The 26,508-nt window shown below is 58.3% G+C and carries 21 protein-coding genes and 1 riboswitch; of the genes, 15 read left to right on the top strand and 6 right to left on the bottom strand.

The window, feature by feature from the left end:
• The first annotated feature begins 6 nt into the window (after window positions 1-6).
• Window positions 7-612: a 3-isopropylmalate dehydratase small subunit gene (gene leuD, locus ES815_RS13380; protein ID WP_142488219.1), complete on the top strand. Its 606-nt coding sequence runs from the start codon at window positions 7-9 to the stop codon at window positions 610-612.
• A gap of 89 nt (window positions 613-701) precedes the next feature.
• Here leuD and ES815_RS13375 read toward each other — a convergent pair whose 3' ends face one another.
• The 3 genes from ES815_RS13375 to sgrT form a co-directional block, all read right to left on the bottom strand.
• Window positions 702-854 carry a Hok/Gef family protein gene (locus ES815_RS13375; protein ID WP_142488218.1) on the bottom strand — a complete coding sequence of 51 codons (153 nt, stop codon included), beginning with the start codon at window positions 852-854 and terminating at the stop codon, window positions 702-704.
• 197 nt (window positions 855-1,051) lie between these two features.
• Window positions 1,052-2,257: a sugar efflux transporter gene (locus ES815_RS13370; RefSeq protein WP_142488217.1), complete on the bottom strand. Its 1,206-nt coding sequence runs from the start codon at window positions 2,255-2,257 to the stop codon at window positions 1,052-1,054.
• A gap of 103 nt (window positions 2,258-2,360) precedes the next feature.
• Window positions 2,361-2,513, bottom strand: a complete 153-nt coding sequence (gene sgrT, locus ES815_RS13365) for a glucose uptake inhibitor SgrT (RefSeq protein ID WP_142488216.1) — start codon at window positions 2,511-2,513, stop codon at window positions 2,361-2,363.
• 87 nt (window positions 2,514-2,600) lie between these two features.
• Between sgrT and sgrR the strand changes: the two genes are divergently transcribed.
• The 4 genes from sgrR to thiQ all read left to right on the top strand — a co-directional run bounded on the left by sgrR (window position 2,601) and on the right by thiQ (window position 7,675).
• On the top strand, window positions 2,601-4,256 hold the full coding sequence (gene sgrR, locus ES815_RS13360) for an HTH-type transcriptional regulator SgrR (protein WP_142488215.1): 1,656 nt from the start codon (window positions 2,601-2,603) through the stop codon (window positions 4,254-4,256).
• A gap of 36 nt (window positions 4,257-4,292) precedes the next feature.
• Window positions 4,293-4,392, top strand: a riboswitch (TPP riboswitch).
• A gap of 34 nt (window positions 4,393-4,426) precedes the next feature.
• Complete coding sequence (thiB, locus tag ES815_RS13355) at window positions 4,427-5,410, top strand: thiamine ABC transporter substrate binding subunit (RefSeq protein ID WP_142488214.1); 984 nt, start codon at window positions 4,427-4,429, stop codon at window positions 5,408-5,410.
• Entirely contained in the window at window positions 5,386-6,996 is a 1,611-nt protein-coding gene (gene thiP / locus ES815_RS13350; RefSeq protein ID WP_142488213.1) for a thiamine/thiamine pyrophosphate ABC transporter permease ThiP, read from the top strand. Before thiB ends, thiP begins: the two co-directional genes overlap by 25 nt.
• Window positions 6,980-7,675, top strand: coding sequence for a thiamine ABC transporter ATP-binding protein ThiQ (gene thiQ, locus ES815_RS13345; RefSeq protein ID WP_142488212.1), 696 nt, complete (start codon window positions 6,980-6,982; stop codon window positions 7,673-7,675). The genes thiP and thiQ overlap by 17 nt, the downstream gene beginning before the upstream one ends.
• A gap of 6 nt (window positions 7,676-7,681) precedes the next feature.
• On the opposite strand, the gene ES815_RS13340 is transcribed toward thiQ, so the two are convergent.
• On the bottom strand, window positions 7,682-8,449 hold the full coding sequence (locus tag ES815_RS13340) for a DedA family protein (RefSeq protein WP_142488211.1): 768 nt from the start codon (window positions 8,447-8,449) through the stop codon (window positions 7,682-7,684).
• 129 nt (window positions 8,450-8,578) lie between these two features.
• Window positions 8,579-9,424: an arabinose operon transcriptional regulator AraC gene (araC, locus tag ES815_RS13335; protein WP_142488210.1), complete on the bottom strand. Its 846-nt coding sequence runs from the start codon at window positions 9,422-9,424 to the stop codon at window positions 8,579-8,581.
• Between the two features lie 335 nt (window positions 9,425-9,759).
• Here araC and araB point away from each other — a divergent pair, with 335 nt between their 5' ends.
• The 6 genes from araB (at window position 9,760) to rluA (ending at window position 19,916) form a co-directional block, all read left to right on the top strand.
• A complete protein-coding gene (gene araB / locus ES815_RS13330; protein WP_142488209.1) occupies window positions 9,760-11,469 on the top strand; it encodes a ribulokinase in 1,710 nt (569 codons plus the stop codon).
• A gap of 10 nt (window positions 11,470-11,479) precedes the next feature.
• Window positions 11,480-12,982 carry an L-arabinose isomerase gene (araA, locus tag ES815_RS13325; RefSeq protein WP_142488208.1) on the top strand — a complete coding sequence of 501 codons (1,503 nt, stop codon included), beginning with the start codon at window positions 11,480-11,482 and terminating at the stop codon, window positions 12,980-12,982.
• A gap of 51 nt (window positions 12,983-13,033) precedes the next feature.
• Entirely contained in the window at window positions 13,034-13,729 is a 696-nt protein-coding gene (gene araD / locus ES815_RS13320) for an L-ribulose-5-phosphate 4-epimerase (protein ID WP_142488207.1), read from the top strand.
• A gap of 121 nt (window positions 13,730-13,850) precedes the next feature.
• Complete coding sequence (polB, locus tag ES815_RS13315) at window positions 13,851-16,208, top strand: DNA polymerase II (RefSeq protein ID WP_142488206.1); 2,358 nt, start codon at window positions 13,851-13,853, stop codon at window positions 16,206-16,208.
• Window positions 16,209-16,337: 129 nt separating this feature from the next.
• On the top strand, window positions 16,338-19,244 hold the full coding sequence (rapA, locus tag ES815_RS13310) for an RNA polymerase-associated protein RapA (protein WP_142488205.1): 2,907 nt from the start codon (window positions 16,338-16,340) through the stop codon (window positions 19,242-19,244).
• 12 nt (window positions 19,245-19,256) lie between these two features.
• Window positions 19,257-19,916, top strand: a complete 660-nt coding sequence (rluA, locus tag ES815_RS13305; protein ID WP_142488204.1) for a bifunctional tRNA pseudouridine(32) synthase/23S rRNA pseudouridine(746) synthase RluA — start codon at window positions 19,257-19,259, stop codon at window positions 19,914-19,916.
• A gap of 39 nt (window positions 19,917-19,955) precedes the next feature.
• On the opposite strand, the gene djlA is transcribed toward rluA, so the two are convergent.
• Entirely contained in the window at window positions 19,956-20,774 is an 819-nt protein-coding gene (djlA, locus tag ES815_RS13300) for a co-chaperone DjlA (RefSeq protein WP_142488203.1), read from the bottom strand.
• Window positions 20,775-21,013: 239 nt separating this feature from the next.
• On the opposite strand from djlA, the gene lptD reads away from it, so the two are divergent.
• From lptD to rsmA, 4 genes are read left to right on the top strand one after another with little or no spacing between them, the layout of a single operon-like run.
• Window positions 21,014-23,362, top strand: coding sequence for an LPS assembly protein LptD (gene lptD / locus ES815_RS13295; protein WP_142488202.1), 2,349 nt, complete (start codon window positions 21,014-21,016; stop codon window positions 23,360-23,362).
• A 53-nt stretch (window positions 23,363-23,415) separates the two neighbouring features.
• Entirely contained in the window at window positions 23,416-24,702 is a 1,287-nt protein-coding gene (gene surA / locus ES815_RS13290; RefSeq protein WP_142488201.1) for a peptidylprolyl isomerase SurA, read from the top strand.
• On the top strand, window positions 24,702-25,688 hold the full coding sequence (gene pdxA, locus ES815_RS13285) for a 4-hydroxythreonine-4-phosphate dehydrogenase PdxA (RefSeq protein ID WP_142488200.1): 987 nt from the start codon (window positions 24,702-24,704) through the stop codon (window positions 25,686-25,688). Before surA ends, pdxA begins: the two co-directional genes overlap by 1 nt.
• Window positions 25,685-26,506, top strand: a complete 822-nt coding sequence (rsmA, locus tag ES815_RS13280) for a 16S rRNA (adenine(1518)-N(6)/adenine(1519)-N(6))-dimethyltransferase RsmA (RefSeq protein WP_142488199.1) — start codon at window positions 25,685-25,687, stop codon at window positions 26,504-26,506. The genes pdxA and rsmA overlap by 4 nt, the downstream gene beginning before the upstream one ends.
• Window positions 26,507-26,508 lie beyond the last annotated feature (2 nt).

The following is a 26,508-nucleotide window of genomic DNA, read 5'->3' as shown; positions in this document are numbered from 1 at the left end:
ACCATCATGGCAGAGAAATTTACCCAACATACTGGCCTGGTGGTCCCTCTGGACGCGGCCAACGTCGATACCGACGCTATTATTCCGAAGCAGTTTTTACAGAAGGTCACCCGCACCGGTTTTGGCGCCCACTTGTTTAACGACTGGCGTTTTCTGGATGACAAAGGCGAAGTGCCGAATCCGGAGTTCGTGCTGAACTTCCCGGAATTCAAAGGTGCGTCGATCCTGCTGACGCGGGAAAATTTCGGCTGCGGCTCATCCCGCGAGCATGCGCCCTGGGCCCTGACCGACTACGGTTTCAAAGTGGTGATTGCGCCGAGCTTTGCCGATATCTTCTATGGCAACAGCTTCAACAACCAGCTGCTGCCGGTGACCTTAAGCGATGAGCAGGTCGACGAGCTGTTTGCGCTGGTACAGAGCAACCCAGGGATTCGCTTTGTGGTGGATCTGGAAGCGCAGGAAGTGAAAGCCGGGGATAAAACCTATGGCTTTAACATCGATGCGTTCCGTCGCCACTGCATGATCAACGGTCTGGACAGCATCGGGCTGACGCTGCAGCACGAAGATGCCATTGCGGCCTACGAGAACAAGCAGCCGGCCTTTATGAGTTAAATTAATGGCCCGCGATGCGGGCCATTAAAAAGGTGCCTGAGCCAACCAACCACTCTGGAAAGGCGGGGAAACATCTCCCCGCCCTCGCCTTAACGTTTCACTTCGCAAGCTAACACTGCCGCCAGCTCTGTATGGTCCTGTCTGAATCGCAGCTCACACAGCGAGTCGCGAACCATCCAGGTGAAGATCAATAACGTCATACAGATCATCAACAAACCTAACAGCAGAGTACGTTTTGGCATTCCAGCCTCCTTATTGCTTTCCAGCGATGAAGAGGCTACCCTCATAGGGTCAAGTATGTTTGTTTGGGTAGCCTCACATCAATGTTAAGTTGAGTGGGGCTTTCTTCTGTCTATCCTTCCAGCAATGCTTCAGGCAAACAGCCTCAAGCACCCGCGTGAACTCTATGCGTTATCCGTCCTGCTGTCAGAATGGGCTCTCAATTCGTGAAGCCGCCTTCCAGAATTTCACTCTCTTTTACCCGCCAGGTCAGCACCAGCGCCACCAGCGAAATGGCCGCAATTACCCAGTAAACCACGTAATGACCATAGCTTTGCGCCACCGCGCCCTGAATAATCCCCGCCAGAATCACCCCGGTTGAAATGCTGTTGGTAAACAGGGTAGTGGCCGAACCTGCCCGCCCCGGCATCAGATCCTGGAACCAGAGCATGCCAATCCCGGCAACAATGCCGATAAAGACCGCGTTAAACAGCTGCAGGGCAAGTAACGCTTCGCGGCTGTGAAAGAGGATCAGCCCCAGATAAAACAGCACGCCCGCCGCCACCGCAATCACCATCATCCGCCGTTTACCGACGTGTTTGACGTAATAACCGGCGAGGATCATCGCCGGGATTTCCAGCCCGGCGGCGGTGCCCATTAAGATCCCGGCCAGCTTGTCCGGCAGGCCCAGATCGCTGCTGATCCACAGCGGCATATCGATGATGTACATGGTGTTGCAGGTCCACATCAGAGTGGAGGCGATAAACAGCCTGCGGACATTTTTGTCTTTCCAGCCGCTGACCTGGGTCACCGGTATCGCACCTGCAGAGTCCACCCGGGAAACGGAGGGCAGCGCGAAGGCGATCAGCCCCAGGCTAATGGCAAAAATGGCCGCCGCAATGGAGAACATGGCGGTAAAGCCATAGTTGAGCGCCAGCATAAAGGCCAGCGGCGGGCCGATAACCCACGCCAGCGACAGCTGGGCACGCATCACCGAGCTGAACATCACGACTTCCCGCGCCGAGCTGTCGGCGTATTCCCGCGCGAGGGCAAACAGCTGCGGCATGGCGGTGTTGGCAAGCGCTGCCAGCAGCACGCCGCAGGTGATCAAGGTCAGATAGTGACGGTTAAAGGCAAACAGCAGCGCGTTGCCGATCGCCATCGCGCAGCAAAAGAGGATCAGCTTGCGGCGGTCGCCCTGGCTGTCCGATCGCTTCGCCAGCCACAGGCTGACCAGGATCCCGGCGACAGCATTGACGGTGTAAAAAATCCCCACCCAGAAGGGTTGGGCACCCACCTCACGGCTCAGGAACAGGCTCAGGGTCGGGGCCTGCAGCGCACCGGCGACGCCCATCATAAAAGCCACCATTAAAAAGGCGGCATAAACACCGTTGAGCCGGCGTCCCATCGTCATTAACCAGAGCATTACCTGTTCCCTTTAGCGCAAGTGAAAACGAAAAAAGCCAGCAGATAATACCTGCTGGCGTGGTGATTCGCACCAATACTCAGTCACACATGATCGAAGCAATTCAGCGTTCCGAGGTCGACGTTGTCACCTCCCACTGCATCAGATCTTCCAGTATTTTCAGCCGCTGCTCTGCACACCGGCGGGCCAGCCAGGACACTCCCTTTGTCGCTGAGAAGTACTGTTGGTAAAACTGATTCGCGGTAGACCTCTTCATATTCACCTCCTCGCTTCATCGAAGTGAATTATTGGCTTAATATAGGGATTAATAAATTGCTGATTTTTTGTCAGGAGTTCCTCTTTTATGCCCTCTGGTCGTCTGCAACAACAATTTATCCGCCTGTGGCAGTGCTGTGACGGCCAGACCCGGGACACCACGCTCAGCGAACTGGCCGAGCTGCTCAGCTGCTCGCGCCGCCATATGCGCACCCTGCTCAACACCATGCAGCAGCAGGGCTGGCTGAGCTGGGAAGCCGAAGCCGGCCGCGGCAAGCGTTCCCGCCTCACCTTTCTTTATACCGGTCTGGCGCTACAGCAGCAGCGGGCGGAAGATCTGCTTGAACAGGATCGCATCGAACAGCTGGTGCAGCTGGTGGGTGAAAAGGCCGCGGTGCGCCAGATGCTGGTCTCCCACCTGGGCCGCAGCTTCCGCCAGGGCAGGCATATCCTGCGGGTGCTCTATTATCGTCCGATGAAAAACCTGTTGCCGGGCAGCGCATTACGGCGCTCCGAAACCCACATGGCACGGCAGATTTTTAGCGGACTGACGCGCATAAATGAGGAAAACGGGGAACTGGAAGCCGACATTGCCCACCACTGGCAGCAACTTTCCCCGTTGCACTGGCGTTTTTTCCTGCGGCCCGGCATCCACTTCCACCACGGACGCGAGCTGGAGATGGCCGACGTCATCGCCTCGCTGCAGCGCGCCCGCGAGCTGCCCCTCTATTCACATATCACCCGGATCCAGTCGCCCACCGCCTGGACCCTGGATATTCAGCTTTCGCAGCCCGACCGCTGGCTGCCGTGGCTGCTGGGATATGTCCCCTCGATGATCCTGCCGCGCGAATGGGAAACGATGAATAACTTTGCCAGCCTGCCGGTGGGCACAGGGCCTTACGCCGTCTCGCGCAACAACAATAACCAGCTCAAGATCCGCGCCTTCGATGACTACTTTGGCTACCGGGCGCTGATTGATGAGGTGAACGTCTGGGTCCTGCCGGATATCAACGAAGAGCTTAGCGTCGGCCTGACGCTGGAAGGGCCCACCGAGGGGGAAAAGGCGGTGGAGAGCCGGCTTGAAGAGGGCTGTTACTATCTGCTGTTCGACGCCCGCTCCCACCGCGGGGCTAGCGCCGAGGTGCGTCAGTGGGTAAGCCGGATCCTCTCTCCTGCGAACCTGATCTATCAGGCTGAGGAGGTCTATCAGTCCTACTGGTTCCCGGCGTATGGCCTGCTGCCGCGCTGGCACCACGCCCGCCCGGGACGCGGCGATAAACCGGCCGGACTGGAGAGCCTCACCCTGACCTTCTACCGCGAGCATATCGAACACCGGGTGATCGCCCGAATGATGAGCGAACTGCTGGCCGCCGAGCAGGTGACGCTCAACATTCGGGAGGTCAGCTACGAGGAGTGGTATCGTGGTGAGACGGTGAGCGACATCTGGCTCAACAGCGTCAATTTCACCCTGCCCCTCGACTTCTCGCTGTTTTCACATCTGTATGAAGTCCCGCTCCTGCAGCACTGCATTGGGCGCGACTGGCAGCAGGATGCCGCCGAGTGGCGTGCGGGCGAGATGAACCTTGCTGTCTGGTGCCAGCAGCTGTTGTCCCAGCAGGCGATTGTCCCGCTGATCCACCACTGGCTGATGATCCAGGGGCAGCGCAGCATGCGTGGTTTGCGCATGAACACCCTCGGCTGGTTTGACTTTAAATCCGCGTGGTTTGCGCCGCCGGAACCATAATACTTTCGTAATATTCACCAAATCATTACAATACCGCCGTTCTCAACGGGGTGCTGCGCGCAAGCGTGTGCTGAGAAAATACCCGTCGAACCTGATCCGGATAACGCCGGCGAAGGGATTTGAGGCTGTCGCTCAAAATCCTTTGCCACTCTCAAATACAGAGGTGCAAAGTGTTCAAAACTGTTCTTCCCCTGCTGGCGCTGATCGCGCTGCCTGCCGTTGCCAGCCCTGTCCTGACGGTCTACACCTATGACTCTTTCGCCGCCGACTGGGGCCCTGGCCCGGCGGTCAAAAAAGCCTTTGAAGCCGACTGTAACTGCGAGCTGAAATTCGTGGCGCTGGAGGATGGTGTCTCGCTGCTCAATCGCCTGCGTATGGAAGGTAAGAACAGCAAAGCCGACGTGGTGCTGGGTCTGGATAACAACCTGCTGGAAGCGGCAACGCAAACCGGGCTGTTCGCTAAAAGCGGCGTGGCGACCGATGCGGTTAACGTCCCTGGCGGCTGGAAGAATGACACCTTTGTGCCGTTCGATTACGGCTACTTCGCCTTCGTGTATGACAAAAACAAGCTGAAAAACCCGCCGAAGAGCCTGAAAGAGCTGGTTGAGAGCGATCAAAAGTGGCGTGTGATCTACGAAGATCCGCGCACCAGTACCCCGGGGCTGGGTCTGCTGCTGTGGATGCAAAAAGTGTACGGGAATAAAACCCCGGAAGCCTGGCAGAAGCTGGCGGCCAAAACCGTCACCGTCACCAAAGGCTGGAGCGAGGCTTACGGCCTGTTCCTGAAAGGGGAAAGCGACCTGGTGCTGAGCTACACCACCTCTCCGGCGTATCACATTATTTCGGAGAAAAAAGAGAACTACGCCGCGGCTGATTTTGCCGAAGGCCACTACCTGCAGGTCGAAGTCGCCGCCCGGACCTATGCCAGCAAACAGCCGGAACTGGCGGAGAAGTTCCTGAAATTTATGGTCTCGCCGTCGTTCCAGAATACGATCCCCACCGGCAACTGGATGTACCCGGTCACGAACGTGGCTTTACCGGCCGGTTTCGATGCTCTGGTGAAACCTCAAACCGCACTGGAATACTCCCCGCAGGAAGTAGCCGGGAAACGTGCCGCCTGGGTCAGTGAATGGCAACGCGCCGTCAGCCGCTGATCGCCGGCTGGTTACTCCCGGGGCTGATCGCCGCCATCTTAATGGTGGCCGTCGCCCTGGGGGCATTTCTGGCGCTGTGGTTTAACGCGCCAGCCACCGACGTTACGGCGCTGCTGCACGACAGCTATCTGTGGCACGTCATTCGCTTCTCGTTCTGGCAGGCGTTTCTTTCCGCCCTGCTCTCCGTCGTGCCCGCCATATTTCTTGCCCGCGCCCTCTACCGGCGTCGTTTCCCCGGACGACAGGCGCTGCTGCGCCTGTGCGCCATGACCCTGATCCTGCCGGTGCTGGTGGCGATATTTGGCATCCTCAGCGTCTACGGACGTCAGGGCTGGCTTGCCGCGATCTGCCAGGCCCTCGGGCTGGAGTGGACCTTCTCGCCATATGGCCTGCAGGGCATCCTGCTGGCACACGTCTTTTTCAACATGCCGATGGCGACGCGGCTGCTGCTGCAGGCGCTGGAGAACATCCCCGGCGAGCAGCGCCAGCTTGCCGCCCAGCTCGGGATGCGCGGCTGGTCCTTTTTCCGCTTCGTTGAGTGGCCATGGCTGCGCCGCCAAATTCCGCCCGTTGCCGCGCTGATCTTTATGCTCTGCTTTGCCAGCTTCGCCACCGTGCTCTCGCTGGGCGGCGGGCCGCAGGCCACCACCATTGAGCTCGCCATCTATCAGGCCCTGAGCTACGACTACGATCCGGGCCGCGCGGCGCTGCTGGCGATGGTGCAGATGTTCTGCTGCCTGGGGCTGGTGATGCTGAGCCAGCGGCTGGGTAAAGCCATTGCCGTGGGCAGCAGCCAGCTTGCCGGCTGGCGCGATCCACAGGACAGCCTGCACAGCCGCCTGACCGATGGCCTGCTCATCACCCTCGCCCTGCTGCTGTTGCTCCCGCCGCTGCTGGCGGTGGTGGTGGATGGCCTGAATCTTAATCTGCTGTCGGTGCTGCAACAGCCGGTGCTGTGGCAGGCGCTCGGCACCTCGCTACGCATTGCGCTGGGGGCGGGGCTTCTCTGCGTGCTGCTGACCATGATGCTGCTGTGGACCAGCCGCGAGCTGTATGCCCGGCAGGCAATGGTGGCCGGGCAGGCGCTGGATCTGAGCGGAATGTTGATCCTGGCGATGCCCGGCATCGTACTGGCGAGCGGGTTTTTCCTGCTGTTCAACAGCACTATCGGCCTGCCCGAGTCGGCCGATGGCATCGTCATCTTCACCAACGCCCTGATGGCTATTCCGTATGCGCTGAAAGTGCTGGAAAATCCGATGCGCGACCTCAGCGCCCGCTACACCCTGCTCTGCGATTCGCTTGGGATGCACGGCTGGCAACGGCTGAAGGTGGTTGAACTCCGCGCCCTGAAACGCCCCCTGGCGCAGGCGCTGGCCTTTGCCTGCGTGCTGTCGATCGGAGATTTCGGGGTGGTGGCGCTGTTTGGCAATGATGATTTCCGCACCCTGCCGTTCTGGTTGTATCAGCAGATTGGCTCGTATCGCAGTCAGGATGGCGCCGTTACGGCGCTGCTGCTGTTGCTGCTGTGCTTTGCGTTATTTACCGTTATCGAAAAAATCCCGGGGCGTGATGCTAACTCTCACTGATGTAACCTGGCTTTATCAGCACCTGCCGATGCGCTTCACGTTGTCCGTGCGCCAGGGCGAACTGATCGCCGTGCTCGGCCCCAGCGGCGCGGGGAAAAGTACGCTTCTCAATCTGGTGGCCGGTTTTCTGCAACCGGCTAACGGCCGCATCACCATTGAGGGCCAGGACCACACCCACACGCCGCCTGCCGCGCGCCCGGTGTCGATGCTGTTTCAGGAAAACAATCTCTTTACTCACCTGAGCGTGCGCCAGAATATCGGTCTCGGTATGCATCCGGGCCTCAGGCTGAACGCCGGGCAACAGCAGAAGCTGGGTGATATCGCAGCGCAAATGGGGATTGGCGATCTGCTGGACCGGCTGCCGGGCGAGCTCTCGGGCGGTCAGCGTCAGCGCGTCGCCCTCGCCCGCTGCCTGGTACGCGAGCAGCCGATCCTGCTGCTGGATGAGCCCTTTTCAGCGCTCGACCCGGCGTTACGTCAGGAGATGCTGCTGCTGGTCAAAGAGGTGTGTGAACGCCAGAACCTGACGATGCTGATGGTATCCCACAGCGTGGAAGATGCGGTTAAAATTGCCCCTCGATCGGTGGTGATTGCCGATGGCCGTATCGCCTGGGACGGCGCTACGGAACAGCTGGTGAGCGGCAAGGCCAGCGCGTCGGGCCTGCTGGGGATCCACTGACAGCGGTCAGCGGCTGACGACCTTCAATAAAATCTCGCCGTAGACCGGCATCAGCGGGTGGCGGATCAGCGCCACCAGCGCCGCCACAGCGATACCCAGGGTGACGGGTGCCAGCCAGAACAGGCGCCCGCGCGGCAGGTAATTGCTCAGCCGATCCGCAGAGGCTTTTTTGCTGCGCCACAGCCGCCAGCAGAGCCATGCCGCCAGCCATAGCAGCAGCGCGGTCGCCAGCAGCAGCCACTTAAAGCCGCCGCTCTGAACCCCGGCAGGAATATCAATGGCCGCCCCGGCCAGAATGCCCGGCAGGAAGTAGATCGGCGGCCAGAACAGGCAGCCCAGCAGGTTCGGCACGATGAACTTGGTCACCGGCAGATCCAGCATCCCCGCCACCATCGGCACCAGCGGACGCGTCGGACCAACAAAGCGGCCCACCAGAATGGTAAACATGCTGTGCTGGTGCAGGGCATGCTCGGTTTTATCGAGCAGGGCTTTGTTCTTCTTCATGAACGACCAGCGGTGAAGCGGCTTTTTAAAGCGCCAGCCCAGCCAGAATGAGATCCAGTCCCCCAGCAGACACCCGACGATCCCCGCCAGCCACGCCTGCCAGAAGTTAACCTCGCCGCTGCCGATCAGGGCGCCGAGCCCGCTCATCATCACCGTGCCGGGTAAAATCAGTCCGACCAGCGCCAGGGATTCAAGAAAGGCCACTAACGCCACAGCGACAAGCGAGTAAGTAACGGACTGGGTAATGAAATGTTCCAGCAATGCCTGCATAACAGTTCCGGTCAGGTGACGAAGCAGGGATTCTGCGAAGAGAGGCCTGCTGCGTCAAGACAACAATTGTCTGAATAGTTTACCGGGTGTGAACGGCATTCAGCGAATATGTTTAGTTTTATTTACCTTCTATTCACAACCGGCGCGAAATTCGCTCGGGCTTGCGCCTGTGCATTTTTTGAAGACCCGGGAAAAATAGAGCTGATCCTCAAAGCCGACGTTGCGCCCGACGGTAGCAATCGGCATCCGGGTAGTGCTGAGCAGCAGCTTGGCCTGACTGATGCGCTGATCCTCGCGCCAGCTCAGCACGCTTACCCCCAGTTGCTGGCGGAACAGGTGCGACAGACGCGACGGCGACAGGCAGACGTGCTGGGCAACGCTGGCAATATCAAACTGGCTGTCCGCCAGATGATCGCTGATGTACTGGCAGGCTTCGCGCACCCGGTGATCCAGCGGCGGGTTCAGGGATTCGTTGATCGCCTCCATCCGGCGCAGCAGGAGCTGCTCCAGCAGGTTGATTGCCAGCAGCTCGGCATAGCGCCCCCCGGCCTGCCCGGCCTCGATGATCTGGGCGAAGAGTTCACGAAACTGAGGCTGATGGACCTCATCCGGGCGATAAAAGCCGGTATGGGCAAACATCGACGGCCAGGCCAGCCATTCGTGCCAGTAGGCGCGGGGACGGAAGTAGACCCACTGGTGATACCACTCCCGGGCATCGGGATGGCGGCCATAGTGGTGAATTTCGCCCGGCGGAAAGAGCAGGATATCTCCCGGACGGCAGACGAAGGTCCGATCGCCATTCTTGATCACCCCCTCCCCGCGCACGGTCAGGTTGAGGATATAGCCCTTCATCCCCAGCGGTCGGTCAACGTAAAAGTCGAGATAGCCTTCGGCCTCAATGGGCGTCAGCCCCGCCACCAGATGCGCGTTAAATGAGTAGCCCGGCAGCAGGGGATCACTTTGCGTTTCAGCCATATTGTCTTTACTCCTGACGGTCCTGAAGGAAACCATTTGTCCATATCAACAAAAGCGGCATAAAAAGGGGCCAGCGAAAGAGCGAAAAGGTATCAGCCCGCTTTTAGGTCCGCCATCTAAACGCTTCCGTTGCGATTTAACCGTAACATCGAGCGGGTCGGCAGTAACAAAAGTGTCTATAACCACGGCAGAAATGTCCACATAGATTATTTGCACGGCGTCACACTTTCCCATGTCACAGCAAAATCATCCATAAGATTAGCGGATCCTGCCTGACGATTTTTCCCCTCACTCTCTAATGTTCATTCATATCTGTTTTTTGATGGAGCAACACCATGGCAATTGCGATTGGCCTCGATTTTGGCAGTGACTCAGTACGCGCCCTGGCAGTGGAGTGCACAACGGGTCAGGAGATAGCAACCAGCGTTGAGTGGTACCCGCGCTGGCAGGAGGGGCGCTTCTGCGATGCGCCGAACAATCAGTTCCGCCATCATCCTCGCGACTACATCGAGTCGATGGAAGCGGCGATCAAAACCGTGCTGGCTGAATTAAGCGAAGCGCAACGCAGCCAGATCGTCGGCATTGGCGTGGACAGTACCGGCTCCACCCCGGCCCCGATTGACGCCGACGGCCACGTGCTGGCGCTGCGCCCGGAGTTTGCCGATAACCCGAACGCCATGTTCGTGCTGTGGAAAGACCATACCGCGGTGGAAGAAGCCGAGGCCATCACCCGTTTGTGCCATCAGCCTGGCAAAAGCGACTACTCCCGCTACATCGGCGGCATTTACTCCAGCGAATGGTTCTGGGCGAAGATCCTGCACGTGACGCGCGAGGATCGGCGCGTTGCCGAGGCGGCGGTGTCATGGATTGAGCTGTGCGACTGGGTTCCGGCCCTGCTCTCCGGCACCACCCGCCCTCAGGATATCCGTCGCGGCCGCTGCAGCGCCGGGCACAAATCCCTCTGGCATGAAAGCTGGGGTGGCCTGCCGCCTGCCGCCTTCTTTGACGAACTCGACCCAATCATCAACCAGAACCTCGACTACCCGCTGTTTACCGACACCTGGACTGCCGATATCCCGGTGGGCACCCTGTGCGCCGAGTGGGCGGAACGCCTTGGCCTGCCGCAGCAAGTCGCCATCTCCGGCGGCGCATTTGACTGCCATATGGGCGCGGTCGGTGCCGGTGCCCAGCCGAATACGCTGGTGAAAGTGATCGGCACCTCCACCTGCGACATTCTGACGGCGGATAAAGCCAGCGTCGGCGACCGCGCCGTGAAAGGCATCTGCGGCCAGGTGGACGGCAGCGTGGTGCCGGACTTTATCGGCCTCGAAGCGGGGCAGTCCGCCTTCGGGGATATCTACGCCTGGTTTGGCCGGGTGCTGGGCTGGCCGCTGGATCAGCTGGCGGTCGTACATCCGGAACTGAAAACCCAGATCGACGCCAGCAAGAAACAGCTCCTGCCGCAGCTGACCGAGGCCTGGGCCAAAAATCCGTCCCTCGACCATCTCCCGGTGGTGCTCGACTGGTTTAACGGCCGCCGCACGCCGAATGCTAACCAGCGTCTTAAAGGGGTCATTACCGATCTGAATCTCGCCACCGACGCCCCGGCGCTGTTCGGCGGGCTGGTGGCCGCCACCGCCTTTGGCGCACGCGCCATTATGGAGTGCTTCACCGAGCAGGGGATCGCCGTTAATGAAGTGATGGCCCTGGGCGGTATCGCCCGTAAAAACCCGGTGATCATGCAGGCCTGCTGCGACGTGCTGAATCGGCCGCTGCAGATTGTCGCCTCCGATCAGTGCTGCGCCCTGGGCGCGGCGATCTTCGCCGCGGTCGCTGCGGGGGTACATGCCGATATCCCGACGGCGCAGCAGCATATGGCGAGCCAGGTGGAAAGCACCCTGCAGCCGCGCCCACAGCAGGCGCAACGATTTGAACAGCTTTATCAGCGCTACCAGCAGTGGGCGAAGAGCGCTGAGCAGCACTATCTCCCTGTCGCCGCCCCGGTTAAGAGCATCCCGGAATCTACGGCAACCCTGACACATTAAGGACACGATAATGACGATTTTTAATAATTATGAAGTGTGGTTTGTGATTGGTAGTCAGCATCTTTACGGGCCGGAAGCCCTGCGCCAGGTGACTCAGCACGCAGAACATGTGGTCAACGCTCTGAATGCGGAAGCAAAACTGCCGTGCAAACTGGTATTGAAGCCGCTGGGCACCTCGCCGGACGAAATTACCCATATCTGCCGCGATGCCAACTATGACGACAAATGCGCCGGGCTGGTGGTGTGGCTGCACACCTTCTCCCCGGCCAAGATGTGGATCAACGGCCTCGCGATCCTCAACAAACCGCTGCTGCAGTTCCATACCCAGTTCAACGCGGCTCTGCCGTGGGACAGCATCGACATGGACTTTATGAACCTGAACCAGACCGCGCACGGCGGCCGCGAGTTCGGCTTCATCGGCGCGCGTATGCGCCAGCAGCACGCGGTGGTGACCGGACACTGGCAGGATAAACAGGCCCACCAGCGTATTGGCTCGTGGATGCGCCAGGCGGTATCGAAGCAGGATACCCGTCAGCTGAAAGTGGTGCGCTTCGGCGACAACATGCGTGAAGTGGCGGTGACTGACGGCGACAAAGTGGCCGCACAGATCAAATTTGGTTTCTCCGTCAATACCTGGGCGGTGGGCGACCTGGTGCAGGTCGTCAATGAGGTCAGCGACGGTGACGTCGGCGCGCTGGTCGATGAGTACGAAAGCAGCTACCGCCTGACCGCCGCGGCGCAAATCAACGGCGACAAACGCCAGAACGTGCTCGATGCGGCCCGTATTGAGCTGGGTATGAAGCGCTTCCTGGAACAGGGCGGCTTCCATGCCTTTACCACCACCTTTGAAGATCTTCACGGCCTCAAGCAGCTGCCTGGCCTGGCGGTACAACGTCTGATGCAGCAGGGCTACGGCTTTGCTGGCGAAGGCGACTGGAAAACTGCCGCTCTGCTACGCATCATGAAAGTGATGTCGACCGGTCTGCAGGGCGGCACCTCCTTTATGGAGGATTACACCTACCACTTCGAGAACGGCAACGATCTGGTGCTGGGCTCGCACATGCTGGAAGTCTGTCCGTCGATCGCAGTGGATGAAAAACCGATCCTTGACGTTCAGCACCTCGGCATCGGCGGCAAAGCCGATCCGGCGCGTCTGATCTTCAACACCCGCACCGGCCCGGCCATCAACGCCAGCCTGATCGATCTGGGGGATCGTTTCCGCCTGCTGGTTAACTGCGTTGACGCCGTGGAAACGCCACACTCGCTGCCAAAACTGCCGGTGGCTAACGCCCTGTGGAAAGCCCAGCCGGATCTGGCGACCGCGTCCGAAGCCTGGATCGTGGCGGGCGGTGCCCACCATACCGTCTTCAGCCATGCGCTGGATCTCAACGGCATGCGTCAGTTCGCGGAGCTGCACGACATCGAGCTGACCGTGATTGATAACGACACCCGTATGCCGGCGTTCAAAGACGCCCTGCGCTGGAACGAAGTCTATTACGGTTCAAAACGTTAACAGGGGAACCTTTGGCCTGCCGCAGGGCGGGCCTTTTTTCCTGGAGGATACATGCTGGAAGATCTTAAACGTCAGGTACTCGAAGCTAACCTGGCCCTGCCGGAACATAATCTCGTCACCCTGACCTGGGGCAACGTCAGCGCGGTCGACCGCGAAGCTGGCGTATTCGTCATTAAACCGTCCGGCGTCGACTACCGGGTGATGACCGCCGACGATATGGTAGTGGTCAGCATCGCCACCGGCGAAGTGGTGGAAGGAACGAAAAAGCCCTCCTCCGATACGCCGACCCACCGTCTGCTGTATCAGGCTTTCCCGTCGATTGGCGGCATCGTCCACACTCACTCCCGCCACGCGACCATCTGGGCGCAGGCCGGACAGCCCATCCCGGCGACCGGCACCACTCACGCTGACTATTTCTATGGCACCATCCCCTGCACCCGCAAGATGACCGATGCCGAAATCAACGGCGAGTACGAGTGGGAAACCGGTAACGTGATCGTCGAAACCTTTGAGAAACAGGGGATCGACGCGGCGCAGATGCCAGGGGTACTGGTTCACTCCCACGGCCCGTTCGCGTGGGGCAAAAACGCTGAAGATGCGGTACATAACGCCATTGTGCTGGAAGAGGTGGCCTATATGGGCATCTTCTGCCGCCAGCTGGCGCCACAGCTGCCGGATATGCAGCAGACCCTGCTGGACAAACATTATCTGCGCAAGCATGGTGCGAAGGCGTATTACGGGCAGTAAAAGCCGCCCGGTGGCCAGATAAGCGCAGCGCCATTCGGCAAAAGCACACTGTATAAAACCCCAGCAAAACACCCACAACCAGGCTATACTCACGCCTGGTTTTGTTTTATGAGACAACAGCGTGGCGCAGGCGCAAGAAGGCTTTTTACTGACCCGACACTGGCGGGATACCCCCCAGGGCACCGAAGTGGAGTTCTGGCTGGCGACCGACAAGGGCCCGCTGCACATCACCCTGCCGCCGCAGGAATCCGTGGCCTTTATTCCTGAGCCTGACGTCGAAAAAACCAAACAGCTTCTGCGCGGTGAGAACGGCTGGCGGCTGGCCCCCCTTGAACTGAAAGATTTCCAGCGTCGCCCGGTCTACGGCCTCTACTGCCGCGCCCATCGCCAGCTGATGCGCTATGAAAAACTGCTGCGTGAAGCGGACGTGACTTTGTACGAAGCCGATGTCCGCCCCCCGGAACGCTTTCTGATGGAGCGCTTTATCACCGCCCCGGTCTGGGTGGACGGGACGCCCCGGGGCGATCGGCTGATCAATGCTCGCCTTAAACCCAACCCGCACTATCGACCGCCGCTGAAATGGGCGTCGGTGGATATTGAAACTACCCGCCATGGCGAGCTGTACTGCATCGGGATTGAAGGCTGCGGCCAGCGGGTGGTCTACATGCTCGGCCCGGCAAACGGCGATGCGTCCGGACTCGATTTTGAGCTTATCTACGTGAACAGCCGTCCGCAGCTGCTCGAGAAACTGAACGCCTGGTTTGCCCGGCACGACCCGGACGTCATTATCGGCTGGAACGTGGTGCAGTTCGACCTGCGGGTGCTGCAAAAGCACGCCGAACGCTACCGCATTCCGCTGTTGCTCGGGCGCGGTAACAGCGAGCTGGAGTGGCGCGAGCACGGCTTTAAAAACGGCGTCTTCTTTGCCCAGGCGAACGGGCGCCTGATTATCGACGGCATCGAAGCGTTAAAATCGGCGTTCTGGAGTTTCTCATCGTTTTCGCTGGAATCGGTGTCGCAGGAGTTGCTCGGTGAAGGCAAGTCCATCGACAACCCCTGGGACAGGATGGACGAAATTGACCGCCGGTTCGCCGAAGATAAACCGGCCCTGGCCACCTATAACCTAAAAGATTGCGAGCTGGTGACGCGCATTTTTCATAAAACCGACATCATGCCGTTCCTGCTGGAGCGCGCCACGGTCAATGGTCTGGCGGTCGACCGGCACGGCGGTTCCGTAGCGGCCTTCAGTCATCTCTATTTTCCGCGTATGCACCGGGCGGGTTATGTGGCCCCGAATCTCGGTGACGTGCCGCCCCAGGCCAGCCCCGGCGGCTATGTGATGGACTCCCGGCCCGGCCTGTACGACTCGGTACTGGTGCTGGATTATAAAAGCCTCTATCCGTCGATCATCCGCACCTTCCTTATCGATCCGGTCGGGCTGGTGGAAGGCCTGGCCCAGCCGGATGAACAGCACAGCACCGAAGGCTTCCTCGGGGCGCGTTTCTCCCGGGAAAAACACTGCCTGCCGGAGATTGTCAGCCAAATCTGGCACGGGCGCGAAGACGCCAAACGTCACGGCAACAAACCCCTCTCTCAGGCACTGAAAATTATCATGAACGCCTTCTACGGCGTGCTCGGCACCAGCGCCTGCCGTTTCTTCGACCCGCGTCTGGCCTCGTCAATTACCATGCGGGGCCACGAAATCATGCGCCAGACCAAAGTGCTGATCGAATCTCAGGGCTATGACGTGATTTATGGCGATACTGACTCGACCTTCGTCTGGCTTAAGGGCGCCCGTAGCGAAGCGGAAGCGGCCGCTATCGGCCAGACACTGGTGACGTACGTTAACGACTGGTGGCGGGCCCATCTGCAGCAGGCTGGCTTAACCAGCGCCCTGGAGCTGGAGTATGAGAACCACTTCTGCCGCTTCTTAATGCCCACTATCCGCGGCACCGACCAGGGCAGCAAAAAGCGCTACGCCGGGCTTATCCAGGAGGGGGACAAACAGCGGATGGTATTTAAAGGGCTGGAGACCGTACGCACCGACTGGACCCCGCTGGCGCAGCACTTCCAGCAGGCGCTGTATCTGAAAATCTTCCGCCGCGAGCCCTATCAGGAGTTTGTGCGAGAGACCATTGCCAGCCTGATGGCGGGTGAACTGGATGACCAGCTGGTCTACCGCAAACGCCTGCGCCGCCCGCTGGCGGAGTATCAGCGCAACGTGCCGCCACACGTTCGCGCCGCCCGGCTTGCCGATGAGGAGAACGTCCGTCTCGGGCGGGCACCGCAGTATCAGAATCGTGGCACCATCAGGTACGTCTGGACCACCAGCGGCCCGGAGCCGGTGGATTATCAGCGCTCTCCTCTTGACTATGAACACTACCTCAGCCGCCAGCTACAGCCCGTCGCGGATGGAATATTGCCCTTTATGGACGACGACTTTGCTACACTGATGACAGGTCAGTTGGGGCTATTTTGACAGGTGACGAAATCGCTGCCATCCAGTACCATAGCGCCCTTTCCATTCCCGGACCCATTATTCGATTACCGTCATTTCTGATCGGTGGTTGAACTATTGCCTGCAATTAAAGATTAGAGCCGAACAAATATGCCTTTTACACTTGGTCAACGCTGGATCAGCGACACAGAAAGCGAACTTGGATTAGGAACGGTAGTGGCGCTGGATGCGCGTATGGTCACTCTCCTCTTCCCCGCCACCGGTGAAAACCGTCTGTATGCTCGCAATGATTCCCCTGTTACCCGCGTGATGTTCAACCCGGGCGACACCGTTACCAGCCATGAAGGCTGGCAGCTGAAGATTGAAGACGTAAAAGAAGAGAATGGACTGCTCGCCTACATCGGTACTCGCCTCGATACCGACGAGACCGGTGTGATGCTGCGCGAAGTGCTGCTCGACAGCAAACTGGTGTTCAGTAAGCCGCAGGATCGCCTGTTCGCCGGTCAGATTGATCGTATGGATCGCTTCTCGCTGCGCTACCGCGCCCGTAAGTTCCAGAGCGAACAGTACCGCATGCCGTGGAGCGGCCTGCGCGGTCAGCGTACCAGCCTGATCCCCCACCAGTTAAATATTGCCCATGATGTTGGTCGCCGCCATGCGCCGCGTGTCCTGCTGGCCGATGAGGTCGGTTTAGGTAAAACCATCGAAGCAGGGATGATTTTGCATCAGCAACTGCTCTCCGGCGCGGCCGAGCGCGTGCTGATCGTGGTGCCAGAAACCCTGCAACACCAGTGGCTGGTGGAGATGCTGCGTCGCTTCAACCTGCGCTTCTCCCTCTTTGACGATGAACGCTACGCCGAAGCCCAGCATGACGCCGATAACCCGTTTGAAACCGAACAGCTGGTGATTTGCTCCCTGGACTTTGTCCGCCGCAGCAAGCAGCGTCTCGAGCACCTGTGTGATGCCGAATGGGACATCATGGTGGTCGATGAAGCGCATCACCTGGTGTGGAGCCTCGATGCGCCAAGCCGTGAGTATATGGCGATTGAACAACTGGCCGAGCGCGTGCCGGGCGTGTTGCTGCTGACCGCAACGCCGGAACAGCTGGGTCTGGAGAGCCACTTTGCGCGTCTGCGCCTGCTGGATCCAAACCGCTTCCACGACTTTGAGCTGTTTGTCGAAGAGCAGAAAAATTACCGCCCGGTCGCGGATGCCGTAGCCCTGCTGCTGGCGGGCAAACATCTCTCCAATGAGGAGCTCAATACCCTGAGCGATCTGATTGGCGAACAGGATATCGAGCCGTTGCTGCAGGCCGCTAATAGCGATCGTGAAGGTGCCGATGCCGCGCGTCAGGAGCTGGTTTCCATGCTCATGGACCGCCACGGTACCAGTCGCGTCCTGTTCCGTAACACCCGTAACGGGGTGAAAGGCTTCCCGAAACGTGAACTGCACACTATCCGTCTGCCGCTGCCGACCCAATACCAGACCGCCATTAAGGTCTCCGGCATCATGGGTGCGCGTAAAACGGCGGAAGAACGTGCCCGGGATATGCTCTACCCGGAACAAATTTACCAGGAGTTTGAAGGCGACAGCGGCACCTGGTGGAACTTCGACCCGCGCGTTGAGTGGCTGATGGGCTACCTGACGGCCAACCGCTCGCAAAAGGTGCTGGTGATCTGCGCCAAAGCGACCACCGCCCTGCAGCTCGAACAGGTTCTGCGCGAGCGTGAAGGCATCCGCGCGGCGGTGTTCCACGAAGGCATGTCGATTATCGAACGCGACCGCGCGGCGGCGTGGTTCTCAGAAGAGGACAGCGGCGCACAGGTACTGCTGTGTTCCGAAATCGGCTCCGAAGGGCGTAACTTCCAGTTCGCCAGCCGTCTGGTGATGTTCGATCTGCCCTTCAACCCGGATCTGCTTGAGCAGCGTATCGGCCGTCTGGATCGTATTGGCCAGGCGCACGACATTCAGATCCACGTTCCGTATCTGGAAAAAACCGCCCAGTCCGTGCTGGTGCGCTGGTTCCATGAAGGGCTGGATGCGTTTGAACATACCTGCCCGACCGGTCGTACCATTTACGACAACGTACATAGCGAGCTGACAGGCTACCTGGCGACGCCGGAAAACACCGATGGCTTCGATGATTTGATCAAAACCTGTCGCGAACAGCACGAAGCGCTGAAAGCGCAGCTGGAGCAGGGCCGTGACCGTCTGCTGGAGATCCACTCCAACGGCGGCGAAAAGGCCCAGGCGCTGGCAGAGAGCATCGAAGAGCAGGATGACGATACCAGCCTGATCAGCTTCGCCATGAACCTGTTTGATATCGTCGGTATCAACCAGGACGATCGCGGCGAAAACATGATTGTGCTGACGCCGTCCGATCATATGCTGGTCCCGGACTTCCCGGGCCTGCCGGAAGATGGCTGCACCATCACCTTTGAGCGTGATGTGGCGCTGTCCCGTGAAGACGCGCAGTTCATCACCTGGGAGCACCCGCTGATCCGCAATGGTCTGGATCTGATCCTCTCCGGCGATACCGGCAGCAGCACCATTTCGCTGCTGAAGAACAAGGCGCTGCCGGTGGGTACACTGCTGCTGGAGCTCATCTACGTGGTTGAAGCCCAGGCACCGAAACAGCTGCAACTTAGCCGTTTCCTGCCTGCCACGCCGGTGCGTCTGCTGCTGGATAAAAACGGCACCAACCTGGCGGCGCAGGTGGAATTTGAGAGCTTTAACCGTCAGCTGAGTGCGGTGAATCGCCACACCGGCAGCAAGCTGGTGAACGCGGTGCAGCAGGACGTATATACCATTCTGCAGCAGGGTGAACCTCAAATTGAGAAAGCGGCGCGCGCACTGATTGACGCGGCGCGCAGCGAAGCGGATGAAAAACTGTCGGCAGAGCTGTCGCGTCTGGAAGCCCTACGTGCGGTGAACCCGAACATTCGTGACGATGAACTGGCGGCGATTGAGAGCAATCGTCAGCAGGTGCTCGAAAGCCTGAATCAGGCGGGATGGCGTCTGGATGCGCTGCGTCTCATCGTCGTGACGCATCAGTAAGCGGAGCGCAATATGTTGATGGAACCCTACAATCCGCCGCAGGATCCGTGGCTGGTCATTCTGTATCAGGATGAACATATCATGGTGGTCAACAAGCCGAGCGGCTTGTTGTCCGTGCCGGGCAGGCTGGATGAGCACAAAGACAGCGTGATGACGCGCGTTCAGCGCGATCATCCGCAGGCGGAGTCGGTTCATCGTCTGGACATGGCGACCAGCGGTGTGATTGTGGTCGCGCTGACCAAGGCGGCAGAGCGTGAACTGAAGCGTCAGTTTCGTGAGCGCGAGCCGAAAAAGCAGTACCTTGCGCGCGTCTGGGGACATCCACAACCGGCGGAAGGGCTGGTTGACCTGCCGCTGATCTGCGACTGGCCGAATCGCCCGATGCAGAAGGTCTGCTACGAGACCGGCAAAGCGGCGCAAACCGAGTATGAAGTGCTGGAATACGCGGCGGATAATAGCGCCCGCGTGCTGTTAAAACCGATTACCGGCCGCTCGCATCAGCTGCGTGTGCATATGCTGGCGTTGGGTCACCCGATTCTGGGTGACCGCTTTTACGCCACGCCAGAAGCCCGGGCCATGGCGCCGCGTCTGCAGCTGCATGCGGAGATGTTGACCATCACCCATCCGGAATATGGCACGCCGATGACCTTTAAGGCCCCGGCGGACTTTTGACCTGTTGCCCGGCGGCGCTTCGCTTGCCGGGCAATCCTCTTACTTGAAGCCCTTCTGCTCTTTAATGAGCTCGTAAGCTTTTTGAATTTCCTGCGCTTTTTGCTTCGCCATCTCCATCATCTCCGGCGGTAACCCTTTTGCCACCAGCTTATCCGGATGATGTTCGCTCATCAGTTTGCGATAGGCGCGCTTAATGGTCGTAGGCTCATCGGTCGGCTTCACGCCCAGCACGTTACAGGCATCTTCCAGAGTAGGGCCACGCTGCGCCTGCTGCCAGCCGCCACCGCCCGCCTGCTGTTGCTGATAGCCGTCGCCAAACTGCGCGCCGCCCTGCATCATGCGCAGAAACTGATCGAACTGGGTGCGGGAAATCCCCAGCTCTTCGGCAATCACGTACAGCACCGCACGCTCGTTCGGGTGGAGCGATCCATCGGCAAACGCCGCCTGGATCTGAATCTCCAGAAACATCCGAATTAAGTCGAAGCGCCCGAAGCAGATGCTGCGGAACTGGCGCATTTTTTCGCGCAGGGGATAGTTATCCGCCTTGCCGATGCGAAATGCATGCTGCGCCGCCGCCCGGGAGTCGCCGTGCAGATTCATACGATCCATAAACTGGCTGGCGATATGGATGTCGGCCTCGGTCACCCGTCCTTTCGATTTGGTCAGATGGCCCATCACCTCAAAGGTCGTGGCAAAAAAAAGCGCCTGACGCTCACGCTGGTTGGCAAACCAGGCCATCTTACGACTTCGAGCTTTATCAAACATATGGCCGATAATCAGCCCCAGAACGATACCCCAGAAGCCCGCGCCCATCAGTAAAGCGAACGCCACGCCGATAATTTTTCCCCAATACTGCATATACTCCCCAAATGGTGATGTATTTGATCCCGCGAACGCCATCATTCCGGTGGCCTGGCCACGGTCAATTGAAGGACATCGCCTATAATTTGCATTATCATACTCGTCATTCAATAACGAGCCTATCACCACGGCTTGTTTACGGGCAGGATTAACGCTGGCACTGTGATGATGAGTAAGATAGTCTCTGACCGTTTGCCAGCGATAAGCCACTGATGACGGAACAATAAATAAAACGTATGAAAAAACGTATCCCCACCCTCCTGGCCACGATGATAGCTACTGCCCTGTACAGCCAACAGGGTATGGCAGCCGATCTCGCCTCGCAATGTCTGCTGGGTGTTCCCAGCTACGATCGCCCGCTGGTTCAGGGTGATACGAACACGCTACCGGTCACCATCACTGCTGACAATGCGAAAGGGAATTATCCTGACGACGCCGTGTTTACCGGCAATGTGGATATTAACCAGGGCAACAGCCGTTTGCTGGCTGATGAAGTGCAGTTGCACCAGAAACAGCCAGAAGGCGCGGCAGAACCGGTACGAACAGTGGATGCACTGGGTAATGTGCACTATGACGATAATCAGGTCATCCTGAAAGGTCCGAAAGCCTGGTCGAACCTGAACACTAAAGATACCAACGTCTGGGAAGGTGATTACCAGATGGTGGGCCGTCAGGGGCGCGGTAAAGCCGACCTGATGAAACAGCGCGGTGAAAACCGTTATACCATTCTGGAGAACGGGACTTTTACCTCCTGTCTGCCGGGATCTGATACCTGGAGCGTGGTCGGCAGCGAAGTGATCCACGACCGCGAAGAGCAGGTTGCGGAGATCTGGAACGCCCGCTTTAAGCTCGGCCCGGTACCGGTCTTCTATAGCCCGTATCTGCAACTGCCCGTCGGTGATAAACGTCGTTCGGGCTTCCTGATCCCGAACGCTCAGTACAGTACCTCCAACTATTTCGAATTCTACCTGCCGTATTACTGGAACATCGCGCCCAATATGGACGCCACGATTACGCCGCACTATATCCATAAGCGCGGCAATATCATGTGGGAAAACGAGTTCCGTTATTTGACGCAAGCGGGCTCAGGCCTGATGGAGCTGGACTATCTGCCATCGGACAAAGTCTATGAAGATGAGCATCCCACCGAGGGCGATCGCCACCGCTGGTTGTACTACTGGCAACATGGCGGGGTGATGGATCAGGTCTGGCGTTTTAACGTTAACTACACCAAAGTCAGCGATCCGAACTATTTCAACGACTTCACGTCAAAATACGGCTCCAGCACCGACGGCTACGCCACGCAGATCTTCAGCGCAGGCTATGCCGTTAAAAACTTTGACGCCACGGTGTCCACCCGCCAGTTCCAGGTCTTCAGCAGCCAGAACGCCAGTACCTATGGTGCGCAACCGCAGCTGGACGTCAACTGGTACCAGAACGATGTCGGTCCGTTTGATACCCGCGTTTACGGCCAGGCCGTGCATTTCGTGAATACCAACTCCGATATGCCTGAAGCTACCCGTATCCACCTTGAGCCGACGATCAACCTGCCGGTGTCGAACGACTGGGCCAGCCTGGATACTGAAGTCAAGCTGATGGCGACCCACTATCAACAGGACAATCTGGAAACGTACAACGCCAATAACGGCACCCATCTGGAAGAGTCCGTTAACCGTACGCTGCCGCAGTTTAAAATGGACGGCAAGCTGGTCTTAGAGCGCGACATGAACTGGAGTGAGGGTTACACCCAGACGCTGGAGCCGCGCGCGCAATATCTGTACGTGCCGTATCGCGATCAGAGTAAAATCAATAACTACGACTCTTCATTCCTGCAATCCGACTATAGCGGTCTGTTCCGCGACCGCACCTATGGCGGTCTGGACCGTATTGCCTCGGCCAACCAGGTCACGACCGGCGTCACAACCCGCGTTTATGATGATGCTTCCGTTGAACGTTTTAATGCTTCTGTGGGTCAAATCTACTACTTCACAGAATCGCGTACAGGCGATGACAACATCAACTGGGAGAAAAACAACAAAACGGGTTCCCTGGTCTGGGCGGGTGACACCTACTGGCGCATGACCGATCGCTGGGGTCTGCGTGGCGGTGTGCAGTACGATACGCGTCTGGATAACATTGCCACCAGCAGTGCCACCATTGAGTATCGCCGTGATGAAGACCGGCTGGTGCAGCTGAGTTACCGTTACGCCAGCCCGGAGTATATCCAGGCGACACTGCCTAACTTTGCTACGTCCGAACAGACCAAAGAGGGTATTTCGCAGGTGGGCGGTACAGCAAGCTGGCCGATCGCCGATCGCTGGTCGCTCGTCGGGGCGTACTACTTTGATACCAATCAGAGTAAGGCGGCCGATCAGATGCTGGGGCTGCAATACAGCTCATGCTGTTACGCGATCCGTGTCGGTTACGAGCGTAAGCTGAATGGCTGGGATCCTGACAAAGGTCAGAGTGAATACGATAACGTCATCGGCTTTAACATCGAATTGCGTGGTCTGAGTTCCAACTACGGTCTGGGTACGCAGCAGATGCTGCGCTCACCGATTCTGCCGTACCGTAGTTCCTTGTGATGTAATTGATTTACAACGTAATCCGCATTGCGGTTAATTGATATGGAAAAAGTATGAAGAACTGGAAAACGCTGCTGCTCGGTATCGCTATGGTTGCGAATACCAGTTTCGCGGCCCCACAGGTTGTCGACAAAGTCGCTGCCGTTGTGAACAACGGTGTGGTACTTGAGAGCGACGTTGATGGTTTAATGCAGTCTGTGAAGCTCAACGCGGGTCAGGCAGGTCAGCAACTTCCGGATGATTCCACCCTGCGTCATCAGATCCTTGAACGTCTGATCATGGATCAGATCGTTCTGCAGATGGGTCAGAAGATGGGTGTGAAGATCTCTGATGAGCAGCTCGATCAGGCTATCGCTAACATTGCGAAGCAAAACAACATGTCAGCTGACCAGATGCGCAGCCGTCTGGCCTACGATGGCATCAGCTATTCGACCTACCGTAATCAGATCCGTAAAGAGATGCTGATTTCAGAAGTGCGTAACAACGAAGTGCGTCGTCGCGTAACTATCCTGCCACAGGAAGTGGACTCGCTGGCAAAACAGGTAGGCAATCAGAATGATGCCAGCACTGAACTGAACCTGAGCCACATCCTGATCCCACTTTCAGAAAACCCATCATCTGACCAGGTGGCTGAGGCGGAAAGCCAGGCGCGTTCTATCGTCGATCAGGCGCGTAATGGCGGCGATTTCGGTAAACTGGCTATTACCTATTCGGCTGACCAGCAGGCGCTGAAAGGTGGCCAGATGGGCTGGGGTCGTATTCAGGAGCTGCCTTCTATCTTCGCCCAGGCGCTGAGCACCGCGAAGAAAGGCGATATTGTGGGTCCAATCCGTTCCGGCGTTGGCTTCCATATTCTGAAAGTGAACGATCTGCGCGGCCAGAGCCAGAGCATTTCCGTCACCGAAGTGCATGCTCGCCACATTCTGCTGAAACCTTCCCCTCTGATGAATGACGATCAGGCGCGGGCGAAACTGCAGCAGATTGCCGCCGATATCCGCAGCGGTAAAACCTCCTTCGCCAACGCCGCGAAAGAGTTCTCTCAGGATCCTGGTTCAGCGAATCAGGGCGGCGATCTGGGCTGGGCGGCAGCGGATATTTACGATCCGGCCTTCCGCGATGCGCTGATGCGCATGAACAAAGGTCAGCTGAGCGAACCGGTTCACTCTACCTTCGGCTGGCACCTGATTGAGCTGCTGGACACCCGTAACGTAGATAAAACCGATGCGGCACAGAAAGACCGCGCATACCGCATGCTGTTCAACCGTAAGTTCTCGGAAGAAGCGGCAACCTGGATGCAGGAACAACGCGCCAGCGCTTACGTCAAAGTTCTGAGCAACTAATGAAACAACATCGTGTTGTCATCACTCCCGGCGAACCTGCCGGGATTGGTCCCGATCTGGTCGTCCAGCTTGCCCAGCGCAGCTGGCCTGTCGAGCTGGTGATCTGCGCCGACGCCAGCGTGCTTGAAGCGCGGGCGAAGCTGCTCAACCTGCCGCTCACGCTGCTGCCCTATCAGGCAGAAAATACTCCCCTTCCCCAGCAAGCGGGCACCCTGACGCTGATGCCTGTTCCACTGCGCACGCCCGTTGTCCCCGGTCAACTGAGTACCGAAAACGGCCATTATGTAGTGGCAACCCTGGCGCGGGCCTGTGATGGCTGCCTGAGCGGAGAATTTGCAGCACTGATCACCGGACCGGTGCATAAAGGGGCGATCAACGATGCCGGCGTGGTCTTTACCGGCCATACCGAGTTTTTTGAAGAGCGTTCCCACAGCGAAAAAGTAGTAATGATGCTGGCAACCGAGGAGCTGCGCGTTGCGCTGGCTACCACCCATCTGCCGATCAAAGCGGTTTCCGAGGCCATTACGCCGGATCTGCTGCGCGATGTGATTGCCATCCTGCACCATGACTTACGCACTAAATTCGGTATTGCCGATCCGCACGTGCTGGTGTGTGGCCTGAATCCGCACGCGGGCGAAGGCGGCCACATGGGAACGGAAGAGATCGACACCATCATTCCGGTGCTGGATGAGATGCGGGCCCAGGGGATGAATCTCAGCGGGCCGCTGCCTGCGGATACTCTCTTTCAACCAAAATATCTCGATCATGCAGATGCCGTGCTGGCGATGTACCACGATCAGGGCCTTCCCGTGCTAAAATACCAGGGATTTGGCCGCGGCGTGAACATCACCCTCGGTTTACCCTTTATTCGCACTTCTGTTGACCATGGTACTGCGCTTGATTTAGCGGGCCAGGGGAAAGCAGATGTCGGCAGTTTTATTACGGCGCTTAATCTCGCCATCAAAATGATTGTTAATACTCAATGAATACTCGCGTCCACCAGGGCCATTTAGCCCGTAAACGTTTCGGGCAAAACTTCCTCAACGATCAGTTCGTGATCGAAAGTATTGTTTCGGCTATCAATCCACAAAAAGGCCAGGCGATGGTTGAGATCGGGCCGGGTCTTGCCGCCCTGACCGAGCCGGTTGGCGAGCGTCTGGATGAACTGACCGTCATCGAACTGGACCGCGATCTGGCGGCACGTCTCCAGACGCATCCGTTCCTCGGGCCGAAACTGACGATTTATCAGCAGGATGCCATGACCATGAACTTCGGTGAACTTTCCGAGAAGCTTGGTCAACCGCTGCGCGTGTTCGGCAACCTGCCGTACAACATCTCCACCCCGCTGATGTTCCATCTGTTTAGCTATACTGATGCCATTGCTGACATGCACTTCATGTTGCAAAAAGAGGTCGTCAACCGACTGGTTGCAGGGCCAAACAGTAAAGCGTATGGTCGTTTAAGCGTGATGGCGCAATACTTCTGCAACGTGATCCCGGTTCTCGAAGTGCCGCCATCTGCCTTCACGCCGCCGCCAAAAGTGGATTCTGCGGTTGTGCGTCTTGTGCCTCACAAAACGAAGCCGTACCCGGTTAAAGAATTGCGCGTGCTGAGCCGTATCACTACAGAAGCCTTTAACCAGCGCCGTAAAACGATTCGTAACAGCCTTGGCAACCTGTTTACTGTTGAAGTGTTAGCTCAGTTGGGTATCGACCCGGCAATGCGTGCGGAGAACATCTCGGTAGAACAGTACTGCAAGCTGGCTAATTACATCAGTGAAAATGCGCCGCCGAAGGAGAGCTAAGC

The organism is Leclercia adecarboxylata (assembly GCF_006874705.1).
Taxonomy (GTDB): Bacteria; Pseudomonadota; Gammaproteobacteria; order Enterobacterales; family Enterobacteriaceae; genus Enterobacter; species Enterobacter adecarboxylatus_C.
This window is presented reverse-complemented; position numbering and strand designations above follow the sequence as displayed.